At 39.1% G+C, this 22,506-nt stretch carries 20 protein-coding genes and 1 other RNA gene; 5 read left to right on the top strand and 16 right to left on the bottom strand.

What is annotated here, in order from left to right; translation table 11 throughout:
- Positions 1-83 precede the first annotated feature (83 nt).
- From ssrA to secG, 7 genes are all read right to left on the bottom strand, one after another.
- Positions 84-446, bottom strand: a transfer-messenger RNA (tmRNA) gene (gene ssrA, locus FHY45_RS14065).
- 138 nt (positions 447-584) lie between these two features.
- On the bottom strand, positions 585-1,049 hold the full coding sequence (smpB, locus tag FHY45_RS14060) for an SsrA-binding protein SmpB (RefSeq protein WP_066106290.1): 465 nt from the start codon (positions 1,047-1,049) through the stop codon (positions 585-587).
- A gap of 69 nt (positions 1,050-1,118) precedes the next feature.
- Positions 1,119-1,496: a RidA family protein gene (locus tag FHY45_RS14055; RefSeq protein WP_066106287.1), complete on the bottom strand. Its 378-nt coding sequence runs from the start codon at positions 1,494-1,496 to the stop codon at positions 1,119-1,121.
- A gap of 137 nt (positions 1,497-1,633) precedes the next feature.
- Positions 1,634-3,016, bottom strand: coding sequence for an L-cystine transporter (locus FHY45_RS14050; RefSeq protein WP_139892227.1), 1,383 nt, complete (start codon positions 3,014-3,016; stop codon positions 1,634-1,636).
- A 202-nt stretch (positions 3,017-3,218) separates the two neighbouring features.
- The gene (gene rnr / locus FHY45_RS14045; RefSeq protein WP_373925490.1) at positions 3,219-5,585 is read right to left on the bottom strand and encodes a ribonuclease R; all 2,367 of its coding nucleotides are present in this window, start codon (positions 5,583-5,585) and stop codon (positions 3,219-3,221) included.
- A gap of 50 nt (positions 5,586-5,635) precedes the next feature.
- Positions 5,636-6,376 (bottom strand): alpha/beta hydrolase, encoded by a 741-nt coding sequence (locus tag FHY45_RS14040; RefSeq protein WP_139892225.1) that lies wholly within the window; start codon positions 6,374-6,376, stop codon positions 5,636-5,638.
- Between the two features lie 140 nt (positions 6,377-6,516).
- On the bottom strand, positions 6,517-6,735 hold the full coding sequence (gene secG / locus FHY45_RS14035; RefSeq protein WP_373925489.1) for a preprotein translocase subunit SecG: 219 nt from the start codon (positions 6,733-6,735) through the stop codon (positions 6,517-6,519).
- A 178-nt stretch (positions 6,736-6,913) separates the two neighbouring features.
- Between secG and FHY45_RS14030 the strand changes: the two genes are divergently transcribed.
- A complete protein-coding gene (locus FHY45_RS14030) occupies positions 6,914-7,447 on the top strand; it encodes a hypothetical protein (RefSeq protein ID WP_066106276.1) in 534 nt (177 codons plus the stop codon).
- Positions 7,448-7,537: 90 nt separating this feature from the next.
- On the opposite strand, the gene FHY45_RS14025 is transcribed toward FHY45_RS14030, so the two are convergent.
- Positions 7,538-8,143 (bottom strand): nitroreductase family protein, encoded by a 606-nt coding sequence (locus tag FHY45_RS14025; protein WP_139892224.1) that lies wholly within the window; start codon positions 8,141-8,143, stop codon positions 7,538-7,540.
- A gap of 42 nt (positions 8,144-8,185) precedes the next feature.
- Entirely contained in the window at positions 8,186-9,034 is an 849-nt protein-coding gene (locus FHY45_RS14020) for a VOC family protein (protein WP_139892223.1), read from the bottom strand.
- A 174-nt stretch (positions 9,035-9,208) separates the two neighbouring features.
- Between FHY45_RS14020 and FHY45_RS14015 the strand changes: the two genes are divergently transcribed.
- The 3 genes from FHY45_RS14015 (at position 9,209) to FHY45_RS14000 (ending at position 12,473) form a co-directional block, all read left to right on the top strand.
- Positions 9,209-9,544 (top strand): winged helix-turn-helix transcriptional regulator, encoded by a 336-nt coding sequence (locus FHY45_RS14015; protein WP_139892222.1) that lies wholly within the window; start codon positions 9,209-9,211, stop codon positions 9,542-9,544.
- Between the two features lie 342 nt (positions 9,545-9,886).
- Positions 9,887-11,353: a sodium/proline symporter PutP gene (gene putP / locus FHY45_RS14010; protein ID WP_139892221.1), complete on the top strand. Its 1,467-nt coding sequence runs from the start codon at positions 9,887-9,889 to the stop codon at positions 11,351-11,353.
- A 277-nt stretch (positions 11,354-11,630) separates the two neighbouring features.
- Complete coding sequence (locus FHY45_RS14000; protein ID WP_139892220.1) at positions 11,631-12,473, top strand: aldo/keto reductase; 843 nt, start codon at positions 11,631-11,633, stop codon at positions 12,471-12,473.
- Positions 12,474-12,522: 49 nt separating this feature from the next.
- Here the strand turns inward: FHY45_RS14000 and srtB are convergent, their stop codons facing one another.
- Complete coding sequence (srtB, locus tag FHY45_RS13995) at positions 12,523-13,272, bottom strand: class B sortase (protein WP_180349981.1); 750 nt, start codon at positions 13,270-13,272, stop codon at positions 12,523-12,525.
- A 711-nt stretch (positions 13,273-13,983) separates the two neighbouring features.
- On the opposite strand from srtB, the gene FHY45_RS13990 reads away from it, so the two are divergent.
- On the top strand, positions 13,984-15,132 hold the full coding sequence (locus tag FHY45_RS13990) for a LysM peptidoglycan-binding domain-containing protein (RefSeq protein WP_139892218.1): 1,149 nt from the start codon (positions 13,984-13,986) through the stop codon (positions 15,130-15,132).
- A gap of 188 nt (positions 15,133-15,320) precedes the next feature.
- Here the strand turns inward: FHY45_RS13990 and eno are convergent, their stop codons facing one another.
- The 6 genes from eno to FHY45_RS13960 all read right to left on the bottom strand — a co-directional run bounded on the left by eno (position 15,321) and on the right by FHY45_RS13960 (position 22,453).
- Entirely contained in the window at positions 15,321-16,616 is a 1,296-nt protein-coding gene (gene eno, locus FHY45_RS13985) for a phosphopyruvate hydratase (RefSeq protein ID WP_066106229.1), read from the bottom strand.
- Between the two features lie 54 nt (positions 16,617-16,670).
- The gene (gene gpmI, locus FHY45_RS13980) at positions 16,671-18,206 is read right to left on the bottom strand and encodes a 2,3-bisphosphoglycerate-independent phosphoglycerate mutase (RefSeq protein ID WP_066106226.1); all 1,536 of its coding nucleotides are present in this window, start codon (positions 18,204-18,206) and stop codon (positions 16,671-16,673) included.
- Positions 18,203-18,961 carry a triose-phosphate isomerase gene (tpiA, locus tag FHY45_RS13975; protein WP_139892217.1) on the bottom strand — a complete coding sequence of 253 codons (759 nt, stop codon included), beginning with the start codon at positions 18,959-18,961 and terminating at the stop codon, positions 18,203-18,205. Before tpiA ends, gpmI begins: the two co-directional genes overlap by 4 nt.
- A gap of 36 nt (positions 18,962-18,997) precedes the next feature.
- Positions 18,998-20,182 carry a phosphoglycerate kinase gene (locus tag FHY45_RS13970; protein ID WP_066106220.1) on the bottom strand — a complete coding sequence of 395 codons (1,185 nt, stop codon included), beginning with the start codon at positions 20,180-20,182 and terminating at the stop codon, positions 18,998-19,000.
- Positions 20,183-20,354: 172 nt separating this feature from the next.
- A complete protein-coding gene (gene gap / locus FHY45_RS13965) occupies positions 20,355-21,362 on the bottom strand; it encodes a type I glyceraldehyde-3-phosphate dehydrogenase (protein ID WP_066106217.1) in 1,008 nt (335 codons plus the stop codon).
- Between the two features lie 59 nt (positions 21,363-21,421).
- Positions 21,422-22,453, bottom strand: coding sequence for a sugar-binding transcriptional regulator (locus FHY45_RS13960; protein ID WP_139892216.1), 1,032 nt, complete (start codon positions 22,451-22,453; stop codon positions 21,422-21,424).
- Positions 22,454-22,506 lie beyond the last annotated feature (53 nt).

Here is a 22,506-nt window from a genome sequence, read left to right as displayed (position 1 = left end):
CAAAAAAAAAGCATAAACCTTCCGAAGCGGAAAATTTATGCTTTATGTCATATATAAAACAAAAACCACCAAAATTATGTATTTGGTGGAGACGGTGGGAGTCGAACCCACGTCCAAAGATAACGGCACTTATGCATCTACGAGTGTAGTCGATATATTGGCAATTCGCTGTGCCTTATGCCTATCGACAGGCGTCCGGACAGCTAGTCTGGTTATTCTCTTCCTTCTCCCTCAGACGGTGAGATCCGGCGTAGTCCACTAAAGTTGAGTCCCTTACCCTACCACATGGACGATGGAGGGAGGAACAGCTTATCGACTGTTATTAAGCAGCGAAAGCTAAGTTGTTGTTTTGTTTGCCAGTTATAGGCTGTGACGTTTTAACGAGGCCGATCCCCTCGACTCGCAACATAAGCTCGAACTACCCCTGTCGAATCCGTAACGTCCCCATGATAAGAATGTGGATCGTACGAAATGAAGAAGCGTACTTTGAGCGTTGCTTCTATTCAATTGTGGTACATAAGTAATTATAACATAATGAATATGAAATTCAATTGTAAGAACTTGGTGAGAGTACCAGTCAAAGCTTAACGCTGACGTTCTTTGAACGCTCGTTCGATTTCACGCTTTGCTTCTTTTCTCTTCAAGTCTTCACGTTTATCATAATTCTTTTTACCCTTACCTAAACCGATCAAAACTTTTGCAAAACCGTTCTTTAAATACAGCTTCAATGGAACAAGTGCATATCCCTGTTCTTTTGTGGAACCAATTAATTTACTGATTTCCTTATTATGCAAAAGTAGCTTACGCACACGCAATGGGTCGTGATTATAGCGGTTACCCTGCTCATATGGGCTAATATGCATTCCCATTAAGAATACTTCCCCATTAATAATCCTTGCATATGAATCCTTTAAGTTCACACGACCATTTCGAATCGATTTAATCTCAGTTCCCTGCAAAACAATTCCTGCTTCATAGGTTTCCTCGATAAAGTAATCATGGTACGCTTTTTTATTTTGGCCGATTACCTTTCCTGAACCTTTTGGCATATAATTGCCCCCTCTCTCTTTATATGGGTTAGGTGAATAAAGAGCCCAGAATATCAGGCTCTCCTTTTATCATACTACAGCAATGGCTTCTATTTCTACAAGTCCGTCTTTTGGAAGCCGCGCTACTTCTACCGCACTCCTTGCCGGAAAGCTGCCGGTAAAGTAGGTTGCGTATACTTCATTAACTGCTGCAAAATCATTCATATCATTCAGGAAGACCGTTGTCTTCACAATTTGGTCCAAACCAAGGCCTTCTTCGTTTAAAATGGCCTGAATATTTTTAAATGCTTGGTGAGTTTGTTCCTTCACACCATCTTTTAATTCGCCCGTCTCAGGATCTAATCCTAGCTGGCCTGATGTATAAATAAACCCATTCACTCGAATGGCTTGAGAATATGGCCCGATTGCGGCCGGTGCTTTAGCTGTTTGAATCGTAATCTTACTCATTCTAGTATTCCTCCATTTCGCTAAATTCCATACCTTTAGTATTCGATTGAAATGTCCTCTTATCCTTCCATCAGGAATGGGATGCGGACTTAAAGAAAAAAGGAAGATGCAACAATTACGCATTCTTCCTTACTCTTTTATGCTTCAAGTGAATTCATTTCAACCATTTTACCATTGTATACTTCTTTGTTCAATTCGCCTGTCATACGGCCGGTTACTAATCCTGCTGTTGCTGAACCGCTGACATTAAGAGCTGTTCTTCCCATATCAATTAATGGTTCTACAGAGATCAGTAAGGCTGCTATACCAATTGGCAGGTTCATGCTGGATAATACGATTAATGCGGCAAAGGTAGCTCCTCCGCCAACACCAGCTACACCAAATGAACTGATAGCTACAATGATGACTAATTGAATAAGGAAAACGGGATCTAGCGGATCAGGTGCAATCATTACAGCCAGCATAGCCGGGTAAATTCCTGCACATCCATTTTGACCAATAGACGCTCCCAATGAAGAAGAAAAGTTAGCAATCCCTTCAGAGTTACCAAATTGTTTGGTTTGAGTCTCTATATTAATAGGAATAGCTGCCGCACTGGACCGGGATGTAAAAGCAAACGTAAGTAATGGACCCATTTTCTTAACATATTGCATTGGATTTAAACCGCTAAAGAATAATATAACTAAGTGGATCAGGAACATCACGATCAATGCTACATAGGAAGCAATAACAAATGTAGATAATTCAATGATTCCTTGTACATTTGTATTGGCAATAGTTGTAGCCATTAACGCTAAAATACCATACGGTGTTAAACGAAGAATCAACGTAACGATTCGCATGACAATTTTATATAAGGCATTAATGATTTTCTCAAATGTCTCAAACTCCGCTGGCGCCTTTCTTCTAACTCCGATTGCCGCAATTCCAACAAACGCTGCAAAAATTACGGTTGCAATTGTAGAAGTAGGTCGTTGGCCAGTCAAATCAAGAAACGGATTTGTTGGGATGACCTGCAAAATACGTTCCGGAAAGCTCTGGTTCTCTACTTGAACCATTGTTTCTTCTAATTGAGCTGAACGTGCCTCCTCTGCTTCGCCAGATTCAAGATGGTCCGCTGATAAATCAAACGTTAAAGCACTGCCAATTCCAACAGCGGCTGCTATAGCTGTTGTTAAAACCAGAATACCGATAATAGAAAAGCTGATTTTACCAACTCCAGCTTGCCCTTTTATGCGAATGATAGCTGATATAATCGACACAACAATCAAAGGCATGACAATCATTTTTAAAAAGCTAACATAACCTGTTCCAACAATGCTGTACCAATTTTTTGTATCTGCCAATACAGCACTGTCAGGATCAAATGCAAATTGAAGGAATACCCCTAAAAGAATTCCTAATCCGAGACCTGTAAATACTCGTTTTGCAAAAGAAACATGTTTCTTTTGCATATAGAAAAGTACACCGACTAATGCTAACAAAATAAGAATATTTATAATAACTAAGGTCGTATCCAATTCAATCTCTCCCCCTTTTAATTCATACTAAATACATATGTATTATATAGATTGTACTGTCTATTGTACAGTATTATGACTAGACAAGCTGTTTTTCTATATCATCAATTCTTTTTTATCTATATACCTCAGCATGGTAAATATAACTACAAATCTAACACAAAGAAAAGAGAGCCAACATAAGTCAGCTCTCCTCTGCTTATTATCGTTTTTTCTTCTTACCGGATTTGCGCTTGGCAGCCGGTGCGTTTTCGTAAAACTTCTTTTTCTTTCTTGGGCCTTTTTTATCGGAGCTTTCTCCAGGCTTACCTTTGCCTTGGCCTTTCGGACCGCGCTTGTCTCCATTTCCTCCCTGTGGTTTGGAAGAATCCTTGCGGCGGTTTTTACCCGGTTCTGCTCTAAAAATACGTTTTTCACCGGAAACTCGTTCACGGTTGTCTTTCATCCCAACAATTTCAAAGTCAATGGTACGCTCATCTTTATTTACATTAATGACCTTTACGGTGATCTCGTCTCCGATTCGGAAAACCTTAGCTGTACGTTCACCAATCATCGCATATTGACGGTCGTCAAAATGATAGTAATCATCAGTCATGTAGCTGACATGGACAAGACCTTCAATTGTGTTGGAAAGCTCAACAAACATACCGAAGTTTGTGACAGAGCTAATAATCCCGTCAAACTCCTCGCCCACTTTATCTTCCATGTATTCAGCTTTCTTCAGATCATCCGTTTCACGCTCAGCATCTACTGCCCGTCTTTCCATTGAGGAAGTATGCTGGGCAATCTCACCAAGTCTTTCATTCCATTTTTCCTGTGTTTCTCTGCTTAAGTCTCCATTTATTAAATACGTTCGAATTAAGCGATGAACAATTAAGTCAGGATAACGACGGATCGGTGATGTAAAGTGAGTATAATAATCTGTCGACAAGCCAAAGTGTCCCAAGCTTTCAGGATCATATTTTGCTTGCTTCATGGAGCGAAGCATGACTGTCGATACGACCATTTCCTCCGGTTTTCCCTGTACCGCTTCAATGATTTCCTGCAAAGCACGCGGGTGAATGGAATTCGCCGTACCACGAACGATATAGCCAAAGTTCACGATAAAGTCGAAGAACTTTCTCAGCTTTTCTTCATTTGGATCTTCGTGGATTCGATAAAGGAAAGGCACGTCCATCCAATGGAAATGCTCAGCTACTGTTTCGTTAGCTGCCAGCATAAATTCTTCAATTAATTTTTCTGCAACAGATCGTGTACGAAGAACAACATCGGTTGGTTCTCCATTCTCATCAACAAGGATTTTTGCTTCTTTAAAATCAAAGTCAATGGCTCCTCTGCGCATCCGTTTTTCGCGAAGAATTCCAGCCAATTTCTCCATTTCCTCAAACATCGGAACAAGCGGTTCATAGCGCTCAATCAATTCTGCGTTCTTATCAACAAGAATCTCATTCACATCTGAATACGTCATACGCTCTGTTGTTTTAATGACACTCTGGAAAATCTCATGGGAAACAACAGTTCCTTCAGAATCAATCTCCATTTCACATGATAATGTTAAACGGTCAACACGTGGATTCAATGAACAAATTCCATTTGATAGTCGATGTGGTATCATCGGAATAACTCGATCCACAAGATAGATACTTGTTGCACGCTCTGCCGCTTCCTTATCAATTGGCGATCCTTCGGTTACATAATGAGAAACATCGGCAATATGTACACCCAATTTATAATTTCCATTATCAAGTCTCGTTACTGTAACAGCATCATCCAAGTCTTTCGCATCCGCACCATCAATCGTGACAATCGTTTCATCCCTAAGATCACGACGATTGGCCAGATCTTTTTCATCTATGACTTCAGGTGTTTGATTAGCTTGTTCCAGTGCATCCTCTGGAAATTCTCCTGGCAAACCAAACTTATGAATAATGGATAAAATATCAACACCCGGGTCATTTTTATGCCCTAAGATCGTGATAACTTCACCTTCTGCCGACATTCTGCCTTCTGGGTAATTTGTTATTTTAACAACTACTTTATGACCTTCAACGGCACCGTTCTTCGCCTCGTTAGGAATAAAGATATCATTAGCCATTTTTTTATCATCTGGGATTACAAAACCAATCCCTCTTGTTTCCGTATATGTCCCTACGACATTTTGGACACCGCGTTCAATGATTTTAACAATGGTGCCTTCCCGTCTTTGGCCTGATGATTGTGAAGAAACACGGACCATAACAATATCTCCATGCATCGCATTATTTAACTCATGCGGAGGAATAAAAATATCATCCATGCCTTTCTCTTCAGGTAGCACAAAAGCAAATCCCTTAGCATGACCTGATACCTTCCCTTTTACAAGGTTCATACGTTCTGGCAGTCCATAACGATCAGAACGAGTTCTCACGATTTGGCCATGCTCCTCCATATAGACAAGAGCCTTCACAAAATCCTTGAAATCCCCGGAGTCTTCTACCCCCATTGCTGCCTCTAATTCTTGTACGGTCATGGGTTTGTAAGCTTCTTCTTTCATATAAGAATACAGCTTTTCTACATGTTGACGTATCATGTCATCCATCACAAACCCCTCCTTTCTTTCCTTTATCATTGATCTATCTATTAATTTGCCCAATCAAGACTCTCTAAAAACGCAAAAACATCCTGATGAAGCTGATCACGTTCTTTATCCAGTGTTATCACATGGCCTGATTCCTCATACCATTTTAATGTTTTTTGTTCAGTAATTGCAGAATTATAGATAATATTAGCGCTGTCAGTATTGATCATATGATCGTGGCGTGCCTGAGCGACAAAAAGCGGAACATCCACTTGATTCACATGATCTCTTACATTGCCAATCAATTCTTGCAAGGCTTGCAGGGTATTCATTGGACGAAAACAATTCATTTCTGCCTCAATTTGTTCCTGACTTTTACCTTCACGCTTTTTATACTGACGGGCATACTCAAGTACCCCATCATACATAACTTTTTCACTTTTTATATACATAGGTGAACACATGGTAACGATACCCTTAACAGGTACAGTGTAACCTAATTTCAAGGAAAATACCCCTCCTAACGAAAGACCTGCTACCGCAATTTCCTTATGGCCCATTGCCCGCAATCGATCATAGGCTTTCATACAGTCCTTCCACCAATCAGTTGGTCCGAATTCTACCAACTCCTCCGGAGGTACTCCGTGCCCTTTATATTGCGGTGCATGACATGTATATCCCCTGCTTTCAAGATATCGGCCTAACATCCTTACATCAGCGCTATTCCCTGTAAAACCGTGAAGCAATAAGACTGCACGGTTTCCTCCCTCGAATGTAAATGGTTTTGGCTGAGTTAATTTCATATAAAAAATCTCCCTTTGTTAAAACTTATACTATGTACTATTAGTTTACGATGTTAGAGGAACAAAACGCTATTAATATGAACGATTTACACATCAAAAAAGCCTGGCAAAGCTGCCAGGCAATGTTTGTTTTCGCACTATTACTTTGCAAAGAAAGAAACCAGAATGGTTAAAACAAAAAATAATACTGATAAAACAATAGTAGCGCGGTGTAAATATAAATCAAGTCCTCTCGCCTTTTGTTTACCAAAAAGCTGTTCAGCACCACCGGAAATCGCGCCGGATAAACCTGCACTTTTACCGGATTGCAGTAAGACCACAACAATTAAACTAATACATGTAATAACCAATAATACCATGAGCGTAGTATGCAACACGAACAAATACCTCCTAATTACGGTCTTATCAATACTATCACTTTACCATAACCACCTTTTTTTCACAATAACTAACAAGGAGGTAATAGTTAAATTCACCGCAGGCAGGGTATAATCAAATAAGAGGATTCAAAAACCCGGGACAGAGGGGGACATGATTATGTTTACCGATTGGTTATATAAAGTAAATTACATAAATATGATCGGATTTATATTTGGCAGTTTAATGATGTTCTTCGGATGGAATGCCCCCTTAATGGGAGCTCTTTTACTCGCGGCCGGTGTACTATTAATCATTTCTAAACTTAATGGAAGGCCGTTCATCTATTTTATGACCTATTTTGTACATCTATGTTTGATTGGTTTATTGATTTTTGAACTCTTATCTATAGAATGGTTGTCTATTAACCCCATCCTTTTCGTAGTTTGTATAGCAGCACTGATTAGCTTAATAGCAGTCATTATTCGCTCGAATACGAGCACTCTAAGCCTCTTTTGGTTGGCATTACATATCTTAATACTTGCCTATGGATTTATTGGCGAAGGCACTTTCTGGTCGACTGTTTGGAGTCCGGGATCTGTCCAGGTCGTATTTAAAACCTTCTATTCTATATTAATCGCATTTTTCCTGATTGGCGTATTTTTGGACCGTTTTCAAAACGAACTAAGGAGAGAGTACCGCGATAGAAATTAAATGAAAAGACGCTCACTTTTTAGCACCTCAAGTTAGATATAAAATCTAACTTTTGGAGTAAACTAAAAATGGAGCGTCTTTTTTGTTGATTTATTTATACACTTTCACACGATCTTCAATTGGATTGAATTGTTTTTCACCAGCAGGAGCAACTGGTTTACCAAATGGCATTTGGGCGGATAATCTCCAGCTTGCAGGTATATTCCAGGTTGCCTTCACTTCTTCATCAATCAACGGATTGTAATGCTGAAGTGTAGCTCCTAATCCTTCCGCTTCAAGAGCTGTCCAAACGACGAGCTGCAGCATTCCGGAGGCTTCATTAGACCAAATAGGGAATTTATCTGCATATAGATCAAATTGTGACTGCAGCCCCTCTATGACCGATTGATCTTCAAAGAAGAGTACAGTGCCATATCCAGCATTAAACATATCCATTTTTTCCTGAGTGTCACTAAAATTTTCGGCAGGTACGACTTTTCGTAATGTTTCAGTTGTGATACTCCAAAACTTATTACTTTGTTCTCCAAATAATACGACTACTCTTGCGCTTTGTGAGTTAAAGGCAGATGGTGTATGCTTGACGGCGAATTTAACAATCTCCTCTACTCTTTCTTCAGAAATTACCTTTTCATTACTAATCGCATACAGTGAACGTCTTTTTTCAATTGCTGATAAAAATTCATTTGTATTTGTCATGATTTATTCCTCCCCAATGTTTTTATACATACTAAAATCTATTTAGACAGATAACCGAATAGATAAACCAAACGGGTCTGTTGTTACCCAAATTCCATTCTCTTCTCGAACTTCAGCACCTATATTATTCAAACGTGAAATCACTTCTTCTCTTTGTTCATGATTAGGATAATAAATAGTGAATGTTTGGAGTCCCACACTTTCTTTTGAAGCAGCCGGTATATTCCTGCCATTCCATACATTTAAACCGATATGATGGTGGTAGCCACCTGTGGACAAAAACAATGCCTGATTTCCATAACGAGTAACTACATCAAATCCCAATCCCTGGCAATAAAACTCCTCCGCCAGTTCAAGATTGCCAATATGCAAATGAATATGCCCCATTGCCGTATCAGACGGAAGGCCTTTCCACATCGTGTCTTCTCCTGCTGCCAATACTTCTTCTGCCTTCAAAGGCTCCGTAACCATATGAACCTCTTTGTCTTTCCATATCCATGAGGAAGCTGGGCGATCTGCGTAAATTTCAATTCCATTCCCATCAACATCCTGTAAATATAGTGCTTCACTAACATGATGATCTGAAGCACCCAATGGGTAATTAATTTTTGCAATATGATGCAAAAAGCTTCCTAAATCTGCACGTGAAGGCAACAATAAAGCAAAATGGTACAGCCCGGTTTTATGTGCCTCTTTTGGTATAACATTTTCAGGTTGAATCAAAGTTAATAATGGTGTTTCCCCATCAGCTGTTAAAACTGTACGATTCTCCTCTTTCTCCAGCACTTTAAAACCAATGATGTTTTCGTAAAAGGCGAGCGATCTTTCCATATTAAGTATCTTCAATTCAAGACTTTTCACAAACGTATTTGTTTTCTGATGAAAGTTCATATTACTCTCTCCCAAATGGCATTTTGTTTTTTTATAATTTAATCAGTACATAACTTACTTTATGTAAGTAATTATACTTTAGTAATAAATTTATATCAAGTAAATTATTTCCTATAAATAATTATATGATTTTTCAATAATACGATATAATATAGACCAGAGGGGTGATGTAATATGAATCAATCTCACATTTGTCCTAAATTTGAGAAAGCTATGGATATCCTCAGCCGCCGTTGGTCAGGGTTAATTATTTATCAACTGCAATCCGGTCCTCAGCGTTTCTGTACGCTGGAATCCTCAATTGGTATCAGTGGACGAGTACTATCTGAACGGCTAAAGGAATTGGAAAAACAAGGGATTGTCAAACGCGAAGTTTATCCGGAAACGCCGGTCCGAATTGAATATTCCTTAACAGAAGCAGGAGAAGCCATGAAGCCTATGATGCAATCCATTGCAAAATGGGCCGATGAATGGATGAAAAAGGATTCTCCAGAAACTGATCAAAAATAAATGCCGATTGCGCTGGCCGCAATCGGTTTTTTCTTTTTTTGATTGAAATTCATATCAGCCTACAATAAAAAAAAAGAGAATAGGAGGTTTCCCTACTCTCCCATCCCTTCATTATTTTTTAATCATCACTTGTTTAGGTGCTGGTTATAAAAAGCCCTAATACAAGCGTTAATTATATACGCTTTCATTTAGAAGCTATGTATTCACTATCTTTAATTTTTGATCTACTTATATATAAAGTGAAATATTTTAACTTTTCTGATAAACTTAATCAAACGTTTTATTCTAGATAGTAAGTGAAAGTGCAGGACAAATTAGAGAAGAGACAAAGGGGGATCACAGATGGATTATGCATTATTAACATCAGTCATTATTTACATGATTTTAATGCTCGGAATCGGATATTTTGCCTATAAAAGAACATCGAATTTATCTGATTATATGCTTGGCGGCAGAACACTCGGACCTGCCGTAACAGCTTTGAGTGCAGGGGCGGCTGATATGAGTGGCTGGCTGTTAATGGGATTACCCGGAGCTATGTATCTATCCGGTCTTAGCGCAGCATGGATTGCCATCGGTTTAACGATAGGAGCCTGGGCGAACTGGATTTATGTAGCTCCGAGACTGCGTACGTATACACAAATAGCCAATGATTCGATTACAATACCTGGCTATTTAGAGAACCGCTTTGGTGATACCTCAAAGATACTTCGCTTAATTTCTGGACTTGTTATTCTAGTATTCTTTACCTTTTATGTTTCATCGGGGATGGTTTCCGGCGGTGTACTTTTCCAAAGTACATTCGGACTTGATTACCATACTGGATTAATAGTTGTTACACTGGTAGTAGTAGCATACACTTTGTTCGGAGGATTTCTTGCCGTCAGCTGGACTGACTTTGTACAAGGAATCATCATGTTCGTTGCACTGATTCTCGTTCCAATCGTCACTCTCATTGAAGTGGGAGGATTAGGAGAGTCCATTGATACAGCACGATCCATTAATCCTGCCTTATTAGATATTTTCAGAGGAACAACGATACTAGGCATCCTTTCTTCCATTGCCTGGGGACTTGGTTACTTCGGCCAGCCTCATATCATTGTCCGCTTTATGGCTATTTCATCTGTTAAAGAAATTAAAAAGGCTCGTCGCATCGGGATGGGATGGATGATTTTCTCCATCATTGGTGCGATGCTGACTGGTTTTATCGGGATTACGTATTTTTCACAAGCAGGCACTCCATTGGATAACCCGGAAACAGTATTTATCGTTTTAGGCGAAGTATTATTCCATCCGATCATTACCGGATTTTTAATCTCAGCTATTTTAGCTGCCATTATGAGTACCATTTCTTCGCAGCTTCTCGTTACATCCAGTTCGTTAACAGAAGATATTTACAAAACATTCTTCAAACGATCAGCATCTGATAAAGAACTTGTTTTCTTGGGAAGATTGTCCGTTTTAATTGTCTCGATTGTCGCGTTATTTTTATCCTGGGAAAAGAACTCAACGATTCTTGAACTGGTTGGTTATGCTTGGGCAGGCTTCGGATCATCATTTGGTCCGCTCATCCTGTTAAGTCTCTTCTGGAAACGTATGAATAAATGGGGAGCATTGGCAGGTATCGTTGTGGGAGCCCTGACTGTTATTATTTGGTCTAGCATAGGTCTCTCTGATACACTCTATGAAATGATTCCTGGCTTTGGAGCAAGCACACTTGCCATCATCATTGTCAGCTTACTGACCGCTCCACCGAAGCAAGAAGTTAGTATTCAATACAAGCAATTTAATGATTTAATGAAGCAATAGAATTAAAAACATTGAGGCGAGCCTCAATGTTTTTTTATTGATTTTTAGCCCCAAATGACTGAACTCTTACCCCAAAAACGGAGTCGGCGGCAATCTGTTAGCACCGGCCAAAACAGGAGATTACGATCAGATTACTGAAATCGCAAAGATGTATATTGAAAAGGCTGAAGCAGCAAGGAAAAAATAAGAATTCATTCTATTAACTAAGTTGAACAGTCATCCTTTATAATAAAAGAATAGTTAGAAAAAACCAAATTAGACAGAGGAGGATTCAGATATGCCAACAAATCTCAAAGATACAGTCACCTTACATAATGGCGTTGAAATGCCATGGCTTGGATTGGGCGTTTTTAAAGTTCAAGAAGGTGAAGAGGTTATCCAGTCTGTTAAAGCAGCCATCCAAAATGGATATATCAGCATTGATACAGCTGCCATTTACGGTAATGAAGAAGGCGTAGGCCAAGCGATCAAAGAATCAGGTGTGCCACGCGAGGATTTATTTATTACAACAAAGTTATGGAATAGTGAACAAGGATATGAATCTACCTTAAAAGCCTTCGATGAAAGCATGGAAAAGCTAGGCTTGGATTACTTGGATCTTTATCTAATTCATTGGCCTGGTAAGGATAAATATAAAGAAACATGGAAAGCCTTTGAAAAACTCTACAAAGATGGACGCGTTCGTGCAATTGGTGTAAGCAACTTCCTGATTCATCACCTTGAGGATTTAATTTCTACCGCTGAAATTAAACCAATGGTGAATCAAGTGGAATTCCATCCTCATTTAACATTGGAAGACTTGCGTGCTTTCTGTAAAAAAGAAGGAATCCAATTGGAAGCATGGTCTCCATTAAAACGAGGAGAGCTTTTGGACAATCCAGTGCTCAAAGAAATTGCTGAAAAGCATAATAAATCAGTTGCTCAAGTCATCTTACGATGGGATCTTCAACATGGCGTTGTAACGATTCCAAAATCAATCAAAGAACACCGTATCATTGAAAACTCTCAAGTGTTTGATTTTGAACTATCTCCTGAGGAAATGGACAGAATCGATCAGCTTAACGAGGATAGCCGTTCCGGATCTCATCCTGATACAATGAAAGCAGGCTTTGAAGATTAATAATAATCAGGAGGCAGCTTATACGAGCTGCCTCCTTTTTATTGAAATATTAATGTTGCTCTGCATATACTCCTTCTTCTATAAGTCTTGCATGGACCACTCTTCTTCCGTCCTTTAAGCCTTGACTACACGTTGAGAGCGTTAAAACCTTATCCTTATCAGTCAATGGTTCTTTCTTATAGCTAAAATCTGACCTTGATTGTAATTGGTTTATAAAAGCAAGATACTGTTCACTAGTTCCAAACTCAGTTTGGATATAATTAAAATCTGGATCTGTGTTATAAGTAGAAAAAACCTCCCACTTATAATAGCCCGTTTTCCCATAAAAGTTTATATATCTATGCTCGTAAAGAAAGTTTTCATCCTTGTATTTATTCAAATCATGAAACATCGTACCGTTCTTCATATTATGTCCATAAAGAATGATATGATTGTCTGCAAACCCTTCCTGATTACGATAATCCATAAAAATACTTCCCTGAATGGACGAGCTATTGTTAAAATCATGCGTTAAATAGTAACTGTTATCATCACCCTGTACAACAGGGTAGTCAATGGCTGTTCCATCAATGGTGATCCAACCAACCGATTGGTCATTCAGCTCTACCAATTTAGTAAAATCGGCATTACCTGTCTCTTCTGATATGACCTTGTGTTTATCTTGATCCAGCTGCTTCTCCAATTTATACATCTGATATTCATCCATTGCATATTGAAACAAATAAATTCCTGACCAGCAAAACACAATCAGTAGTCCTAAACCGATTAACTTTGATATAATTGTCCGACTTCTCTTCATGCCTCTCAACTCTCTTAAGGAAATTATTATTCTTATATAACATAAGTTTAATAACAGACATTTCAGAATACAATAGCCTATCAAATAAAACAAAACCCACATTATAAGCATAAGGAGGTTAAAGTCTGACTAAATCTATCCCTTTTAAGGTTTTATAAAACTTCTCAAGCGTTTTCGGGAATTATATACATACTCGGATAGGAATTTTAGTTCGTAGAATTATTCTTTTTACTCCCTTTCACAATCTATATTGGTATTTAAGTATTCCCTCACCAATTTCCATTGAAATCTCTTCTTGTAGTAATTTAGTCATCTCAAATTCTCATTTTAGTTGTTCATCTTTCATTGAAACAATCAATCATCCGTTTGTATGCTTTTAAATGATAAACTTAGTTGCTGATCTGTTTCTTCACTTAATTCCAATTCCCAGTGCATTAGTTTATTACTGTCCAGTCTCATCCTTATGTCTTTCTCGAGAACGGTACCAATTTAGGGAGAACATGGATATTTTTCGTCATTATTCGACAATATTTGCATAAAACTTGACTGAATTTTCTCTTTAATGTTACCTTCAATATGGTTAACCAAAAGTTTACTATTTAAATTGTTAAATAGATTGTTTGTTTATATGCGAATAAATATTATTAAACTAGTATTCCTAGGCATTAGTTGATAATATACCTAAACAATACTGGAGGCACATTTTATTATATGAAAATAAAGATAGCCCTTACGATGACATCAGTCATTTTGTTAAGCCCCATGTCAACTTTTGCTGAAACATACACAGTAAGATCTGGTGATAACTTATGGGATATATCGGAACGTAATTATGTTAATTTTCAAGCACTTTTAGAAGTTAATAATCAAATTCCGAATAAAGACTTAATCTATCCCGACCAAGTTATTAACATGCCTGATACTATGAATGAATATACCGTACTTTCTGGCGATACATTATGGGATATTGCCAGGAAATTAGACGTGGATTTTCTTGAATTACTAAATGTAAATTCTCAAATTCATGATAAAGATCTAATCTTTCCAGGACAAAAAATTAATTTACCAAAGGTGACAGAATCTGAGAAAACCAATTTGGAAGTTACTAAACCTGAAGAAACTACTCCTGAAGTAATGGTGCCTGTTGAGACTACTCCTGAAGTAACGGAGCCCGTTGAAACTACTCCCGAAGTAACGGAACCTGTTGAGACTACTCCTGAGGTCACGGAACCTGTTGAGACTACTCCCGAAGTAACGGAGCCTGTTGAGACTACTCCCGAAGTAACGGAACCTGTTGAGACTACTCCCGAAGTAACGGAACCTGTTGAGACTACTCCTGAAGTAACGGAACCTGTTGAGACTACTCCTGAAGTAACAGAACCTGTTGAGACTACTCCTGAAGTAACAGAACCTGTTGAGACTACTCCTGAAGTAACAGAACCTGTTGAGACTACTCCTGAAGTAACGGAGCCAGAAGGCAATGACCAAGCCATCGTCAACCAAATTGTTGCATTAGTCAACGAGGAAAGAGCTAAAAACGGTCTACAACCTCTCAGCAATAATGCAGACTTATCCATAGTTGCTTACACGAAAGCTGTAGATATGTCAGAAAACGGTTATTTTGCCCATACATCACCAACATACGGAACTCCCTTTGATATGATGAAGGCTTTCGGAATCACATACGTAGCAGCAGCTGAAAACATTGCACAAGGCCACAGAACAGCTGAAGCCGTTATGGAAGGTTGGATGGACTCAGAGGGTCACAGAGAAAATATCCTAAATCCAAACTATACTGAAATCGGGATTGGTTATGAAAAGTATGAGCATTACTGGGTGCAAATGTTCATTCAAAATTAATCAACCATTATTCTAACAAAAACGCCTCTTTCCAATAAGGAAAGAGGCGTTTTATTGTAAAAAAAAAACTTCTTATACTGAAATTCAGTATAAGAAGTTTCCCTTTTGAGCTTTTATAATACTTCTCAAGCGTCCTTGAAAATCATATAAAATACTCATCAACTCATCAAAAATTTCTACTTCGTTAATTATTTCTTAAGGTTGTAGAAAGATTGAAGACCTTTGTATTCAGCTAAATCGCCAAGCTCATCTTCGATACGAAGAAGTTGGTTGTATTTCGCGATACGGTCTGTACGGCTCATAGAACCAGTTTTGATTTGGCCAGCGTTTGTTGCTACTGCAATGTCAGCGATTGTAGAATCTTCTGTTTCACCGGAACGGTGGGATACAACTGCAGTGTAACCAGCGCGTTTTGCCATTTCGATTGCATCGAAAGTTTCAGTTAAAGTACCGATTTGGTTAACTTTAATTAGGATAGAGTTAGCAATACCTTTTTCGATACCTTCAGCAAGCTTTTTAGTGTTTGTAACGAACAAGTCATCACCAACAAGTTGTACACGATCGCCAATGCGCTCAGTTAACAATTTGTGGCCTTCCCAGTCGTTTTCATCTAAACCATCTTCAATAGAGATGATTGGGAATTCGTTGATTAATTCTTCATAGAAGTTAACCATTTCTTCGGAAGAAAGACCATTGCGTCCTTCGCCTGCTAGATCGTATTTCTTAGTTTCTTTGTTGAAGAACTCAGAAGAAGCTACGTCCATTGCAAGGTAGATATCTTTACCAGCTTCGTAGCCAGCTTTAGTGATTGCTTCAATGATTACTTCAAGAGCTTCACGGTTAGAACCAAGGTTTGGAGCGAATCCACCTTCGTCACCTACTGCAGTGTTTAAGCCTTTGTCGTGAAGAACTTTTTTCAAGCTGTGGAATACTTCAGCACCCATACGGATTGCTTCTTTGAAAGTTGGAGCTCCAACAGGCATGATCATGAATTCTTGGAAGTCAACGTTGTTATCAGCGTGAGAACCACCGTTGATGATATTCATCATTGGAGTTGGAAGCTGTTTCGTGTTGAATCCGCCAAGGTAACGGTATAAAGGAATGTTTAGGTAATCAGCAGCAGCGATTGCAGCAGCCATGGAAACACCAAGAATTGCGTTCGCACCTAATTTACCTTTGTTTTCAGTTCCATCAAGGTCGATCATCGCTTTGTCGATTCCAGCTTGATCAAGAACATGCATACCGATGATTTGTTCAGCAATGATATTGTTTACGTTATCTACTGCTTTTTGAACACCTTTTCCAAGGTAACGGTCTTTATCGCCATCACGAAGTTCTACTGCTTCGTATTCACCAGTGGAAGCACCACTTGGTACCATAGCACGGCCGAATGCGCCAGATTCTGTTTCAATTTCTACTTCAACTGTTGGGTTACCACGGGAGTCTAATACTTCACGTGCATAAACGTCAATAATAATTGGCATTAAATTTCTCTCCTTTTAATTGGAAAATATAGTACATTTTATAGTTTGTACAACTTACTTTTTAATTAATGATTTTCCAGTCATTTCTTTCGGTTGCTCTACATGCAATAGTTCAAGCATAGTTGGAGCTAAATCACCCAGAATTCCACCGTCACGAAGTTCTACCTCTTTATCAGTGACAATCACTGGAACAGGGTTTGTCGTATGTGCTGTCATCGGATCTCCATCTGGAGTGATTACCTCATCAGCATTACCATGGTCAGCTGTGATAATGGCTTTACCACCCATAGATAGGATTTTATCGACGATTTTTCCAAGGCATTCATCCACAGTTTCAATTGCTTTGATTGTTGGTTCAAGCATTCCGGAGTGCCCAACCATATCAGGGTTAGCAAAGTTTAGGATGATCGCATGATGATTATCTTCATCCAATTCCTTCATAAGGGCTTCAGTCACTTCATAAGCGCTCATTTCAGGTTTAAGGTCATACGTGGCAACCTTTGGAGAATTAATCAAAATACGTTTCTCGCCTGGGAATTCATCTTCACGTCCACCACTCATAAAGAAGGTAACGTGTGGGTATTTTTCAGTTTCGGCAATGCGAAGCTGTTTTAAGTTGTTTTGCGATAAGACTTCACCGATTGTGTTATCCAGATTTGTTGGTTTAAATGCAACATATCCTTTAACAGTTTCACTAAAGTGAGTCAAGCAAACAAAATACAAATTCTGCGGGAATCCTGGGCCTCTGTCAAAGCCGCGGAAATCATCATTTGTAAATACGTTAGAAATTTGGATAGCACGGTCAGGACGGAAATTATAGAAAATAACAGAATCATTATCTTCAATTTTCGCCACAGGCTGTCCATCAGCTTTCGTAATTACAGATGGTAGAACGAATTCATCAAAAATCCCATTACGGTAGGAATCCTCTACTACTTCCATTGCGGAAGAATAAGAAGGTCCTTCACCATAAGTCATGGAACGATACGTTTTTTCTACACGATCCCAGCGTTTATCACGGTCCATGGAGTAATAACGTCCTGAAATAGTCGCGAACTGGCCTACACCAATTTCTTTAAACATATTTTCAGTTTGTTGAATGTACTTTTCAGCAGTTTGAGGACCAACATCACGTCCGTCTAAAATGCCGTGTACATAAACATTTGTAAAGTTTTCTTTAGCACACAAGCGAAGTAATGCAAATAAATGCTGAATATGGCTGTGTACTCCACCATCAGATAATAATCCCATTAAGTGTAGAGCCTTATTATTTTCTTTCGCATGTTGAATCGCGCCTAAGAAAGTTTCATTCTTTTCGAATTCACCTTCACGAATCGCAAGGTTTACTCGAGTTAAGCTTTGATAAACAATCCGGCCTGCACCGATATTTAAATGGCCAACTTCTGAGTTACCCATTTGTCCCTCCGGCAAACCAACTGCTAAGCCACTCGCTATCAGGTGATTATGTGGATACTCTGCCCAATAACGGTCAAAGTTAGGCTTTTTAGCCTGTGCCACAGCATTACCCTGTGTTACATCTCGAGATCCAAACCCATCGAGAATGATTAACGCTACTGGTTTCTTACTCATTTAGAAACAGCCTCCAATAATCCTAAGAAAGAAGTTGGTTCAAGGCTTGCTCCGCCAACTAAAGCACCATCGATATTATCTTCTGAAAGATATTCTTTGATGTTTTCAGGTTTAACAGAACCGCCATATTGAATCCTAATTGCTTCTGCCACATCAGTTGAAAAGCTATCAGCGATTGTTTGACGGATATGACCGCAAACTTCATCAGCATCAGCTGCTGTGGAAGACTTTCCTGTACCAATTGCCCAGATTGGTTCATAAGCAATAATTGTCTTCTTAGCTTGTTCTTCCGTAAGGCCTTTGAATGCCTTTTTAATTTGATCAGCTACAAGAGCTTTTGTTTTACCAGCTTCACGCTGCTCCAACGTTTCCCCACAACACACAATAGGGATTAAATTGTGTTTAAAAGCAGCCAATGTCTTCTGGTTAACTGATTCATCTGTTTCATTGAACATTTCACGACGTTCGGAATGTCCAATGATAACATAGTCTACCCCTAAATCAGAAAGTGCTTCCGGACTTACTTCACCCGTATATGCGCCACTTTCTTTAAAGTGCATATTTTGTCCACCAACTTTAAGATCCGTTCCTTTTGTTGCTTTTACAAGCGATTCAAGAAATAGCGGAGAAGAACACACAACCGCATCCACTTTTTCTGGAGTAGGAATGGAACCTTTAACTTCATCTACAAATTGTAAAGCTTCGCCAACCGTTTTATTCATCTTCCAGTTTCCTGCGATAATTGGTTTACGCACTTTTCTCATCCTCTCGTATGTGTCCGTATAATGTATTTATTTGTCGTTTAACGCTACCACACCAGGAAGCTCTTTACCTTCCATGAATTCCAAGGAAGCACCGCCTCCAGTAGAGATGTGGCTCATTTTATCCGCAAGGTCGAACTTTTCAACTGCCGCAGCTGAGTCCCCACCACCAATTACGGAGTATGTATTTTCCGCATTTGCAAGTGCTTCTGCTACTGCTTTTGTACCGCCAGCGAATTTATCAAATTCGAATACACCCATTGGTCCATTCCAGATCACGAGTTTGGAATTTTTAATAGTGTCTTCATATAATTTTGCAGTCTTTGGTCCGATATCAAGCGCTTGCCAATCAGCTGGAATCGCATCAATATCTACCACTTTAGACTCTGTATCAGGTGAAAATTCTTTTGCAATAACCGCATCCACCGGCATTAAGAAGTTAACACCTTTTTCTTTTGCTTTATCCATAAAGGATTTAGCCAATTCAATTTTATCTTCTTCTAAAAGAGATTGACCAATTTCATAACCTTGAGCCTTGATGAACGTATATGCTAGTCCACCGCCAATGATTAGGTTGTCCACTTTCTCAAGAAGATTATCAATTACACCGATTTTATCCTTTACTTTTGCTCCACCAATAATTGCTGTGAATGGACGTTCTGGATTAGAAAGAGCTTTTCCAAGCACTTCTAATTCTTTTTCCATTAGCAAACCGGCTACAGCAGGGATATGTTTTGCAATTCCTTCTGTCGAAGCATGTGCACGGTGAGCTGCACCGAATGCATCATTTACATACACATCTGCAAGATCTGCAAATGCTTTTGCCAATTCTGCGTCGTTCTTTTCTTCGCCAGGATAGAAACGTACGTTTTCTAGAAGAAGTACATCGCCATCTTTCATCTGCCCGATTTCAGCTTGTACAGCTTCTCCGTATGCTTCATCCGTTTTCTTAACATCTTTGCCAAGTAATTCGCTTAAACGCGCAGCAACAGGAGTTAAGCGTAGCTCTTCTTTTACTGCACCTTTTGGACGGCCCAAATGGCTTGCCAGAATTACTTTTGCGCCTTTTTCAATTAAAAGTTGAATAGTCGGTAAAGCCGCACGAATTCTTGTGTCATCAGTTACTTTGCCATCTTGCATTGGTACGTTAAAATCAACGCGGCAAAATACTTTTTTTCCTTGTACATCAATGTCTTTAATCGATTTTTTGTTCACTTAAATGAACCTCCTTTAAAATAAGGGACCAGCTAAAGACTTAATCAGGTCTGCCCAAACTCTGATTAATTGCCGTTAAAATAAAACAGGGAGAAAGGGGAATTTTCCCCTCTCCCCCCTTAAACAAATTCATTATACCTTTAATAAGGTTTTCTATCTACTACGTTAAAGATTAAAGACCTTTTTTAGCAATGTAAGCTGCAAGGTCAACTACACGGTTGGAGTAACCAGTTTCGTTATCGTACCAAGAAAGTACTTTAACCATGTTGCCTTCCATAACCATTGTAGAAAGAGCATCAATAGTAGAAGATTGAGTAGTTCCATTGTAGTCACGAGATACTAATGGAAGTTCGCTGTACTCAAGAACTCCTTTTAATTCACCTTCAGCAGCTGCTTTTAATGCTGCATTGATTTCTTCTGCAGTTGCTTCTTTTTCTAATTCAGCAACAAGGTCAACAACAGATACGTTTGGAGTTGGTACACGCATAGCCATACCGTTCAATTTACCTTTCAATTCAGGTAATACTAGAGCAACAGCTTTAGCAGCACCAGTAGTTGTAGGGATCATGCTTTCAGCAGCAGCACGAGCACGACGGTAGTCTTTGTGTGGCAAGTCTAAGATTTGTTGGTCATTTGTGTAAGAATGAATTGTAGTCATCATTCCGCGTTTGATACCGAAGTTATCGTTCAATACTTTTGCAAATGGAGCCAAGCAGTTTGTAGTACAAGATGCATTAGAGATTACATCATGGTTAGCTGCGTCATATTTATCTTCGTTAACACCCATAACGATTGTGATATCTTCATCAGATGCAGGTGCAGAAATGATAACTTTTTTAGCGCCAGCTTCAAGGTGTTTTGCAGCATCTGCGCGTTTAGTGAAACGTCCAGTAGATTCAACAACGATATCTACTCCAAGATCTCCCCAACCAAGTTGAGCTGGATCTCTTTCAGCAAGAACTTTTACACGTTGTCCAGCTACTACTAAGTAGTCTCCGTCAACTGTTACATCTTGATCTAAAGTTCCATGAACGGAATCATATTTTAAAAGATGCGCAAGCATTTTTGCATCAGTTAAATCGTTAACTGCTACAACTTCTACTTCCGGATTATTTAACGCTGCACGGAATACGATACGTCCAATTCTACCAAAACCATTAATACCTAATTTTACTGCCATTAGAAGGTTCCTCCTTTTGGAATCTTAGAAATAGATTTTAAATTATATTCAAAAGGGTGTTATCCCTTAAGTAACTGTAGTGCCGCACCTTCATCCGTAATTAAAATCGGTTTTTTAGGTGCCATTTTGATATAAGCTTTTATTGCCTTAGCTTTTGAAGCTCCGCCCGCGACGGCGATTACATGTTCCGCATTAACCAGATCATCTAATTGAAGGCCGATTGTATGGACTTTTTGTATTATGTTGCCATCTTCATCGTAATAATATCCAAACGCCTCTCCGATTGCCTTTTTATTCTCAAGCTCCTGGAGACTGTCATTGGATGATTTCCTTCTTTCAGCCATTGTTTTGGCTTCCCCTATACCATGAAGAACGATATTAGCTGATTTCAGCAAATTCAATACCTCATGTATAGCAGGTTCACTGGTTAGCGTATTGTATGCTGCTTCACTTAGGTTGTCCGGTACATACAGGACACGATATCGTGAATGCATCTTTTCTGCCATTTGTTCGCAAACTGTATTGGCCTGGTATTGAACACCCTTGCCAAGACCGCCTCTCGCTGGTACAAACAAAATGTCATCCACATCTGGAAGCTCTGAGACATCAGGTAACATTCTTCCTATTGCTGCCATTGTTGTTCCACCTGTTACGGCAATGATATTTTTACCCGTTAAGAGACTTTTCATACGCGACGCACCGGCACGTCCAAGCTCATCTATTACCCATGGGGATTGGTCACTATCACCGTTAACGATGATAATTTTCTCCAAATTAAGTTTTTCCTGTAATAGGCGTTCCATATCATCTATACCCGATAATTGCCTTATTACACCACCCAGATGGTCGAGTACCTCTTTCCCTTCATTGGTAACAGTCATTCCAGAGCTCGCAATGAGTATAAGATTTTGGTTTTTCAAAAATTCCACTTCGCTGCGCAAAATCCGCTCCGTAATGTTCAAAGTCAGTGATAAGCTTCGTCTGCCTACCGGCTGCAAAGTACGAATCGTTCTTAAGATATTGTATCTTTTTTGCATGACCTCAAATATATCTGGAATTAATTTCTTCTGTAAATGGAGTATTCCGTCCATATCCTTCAAACTCCTTTTATACTTTGGTCATTTTTTGTCCTAGCAAGACGTTT

This window comes from Bacillus sp. D386 (genome assembly GCF_006346415.1).
This window is presented reverse-complemented; position numbering and strand designations above follow the sequence as displayed.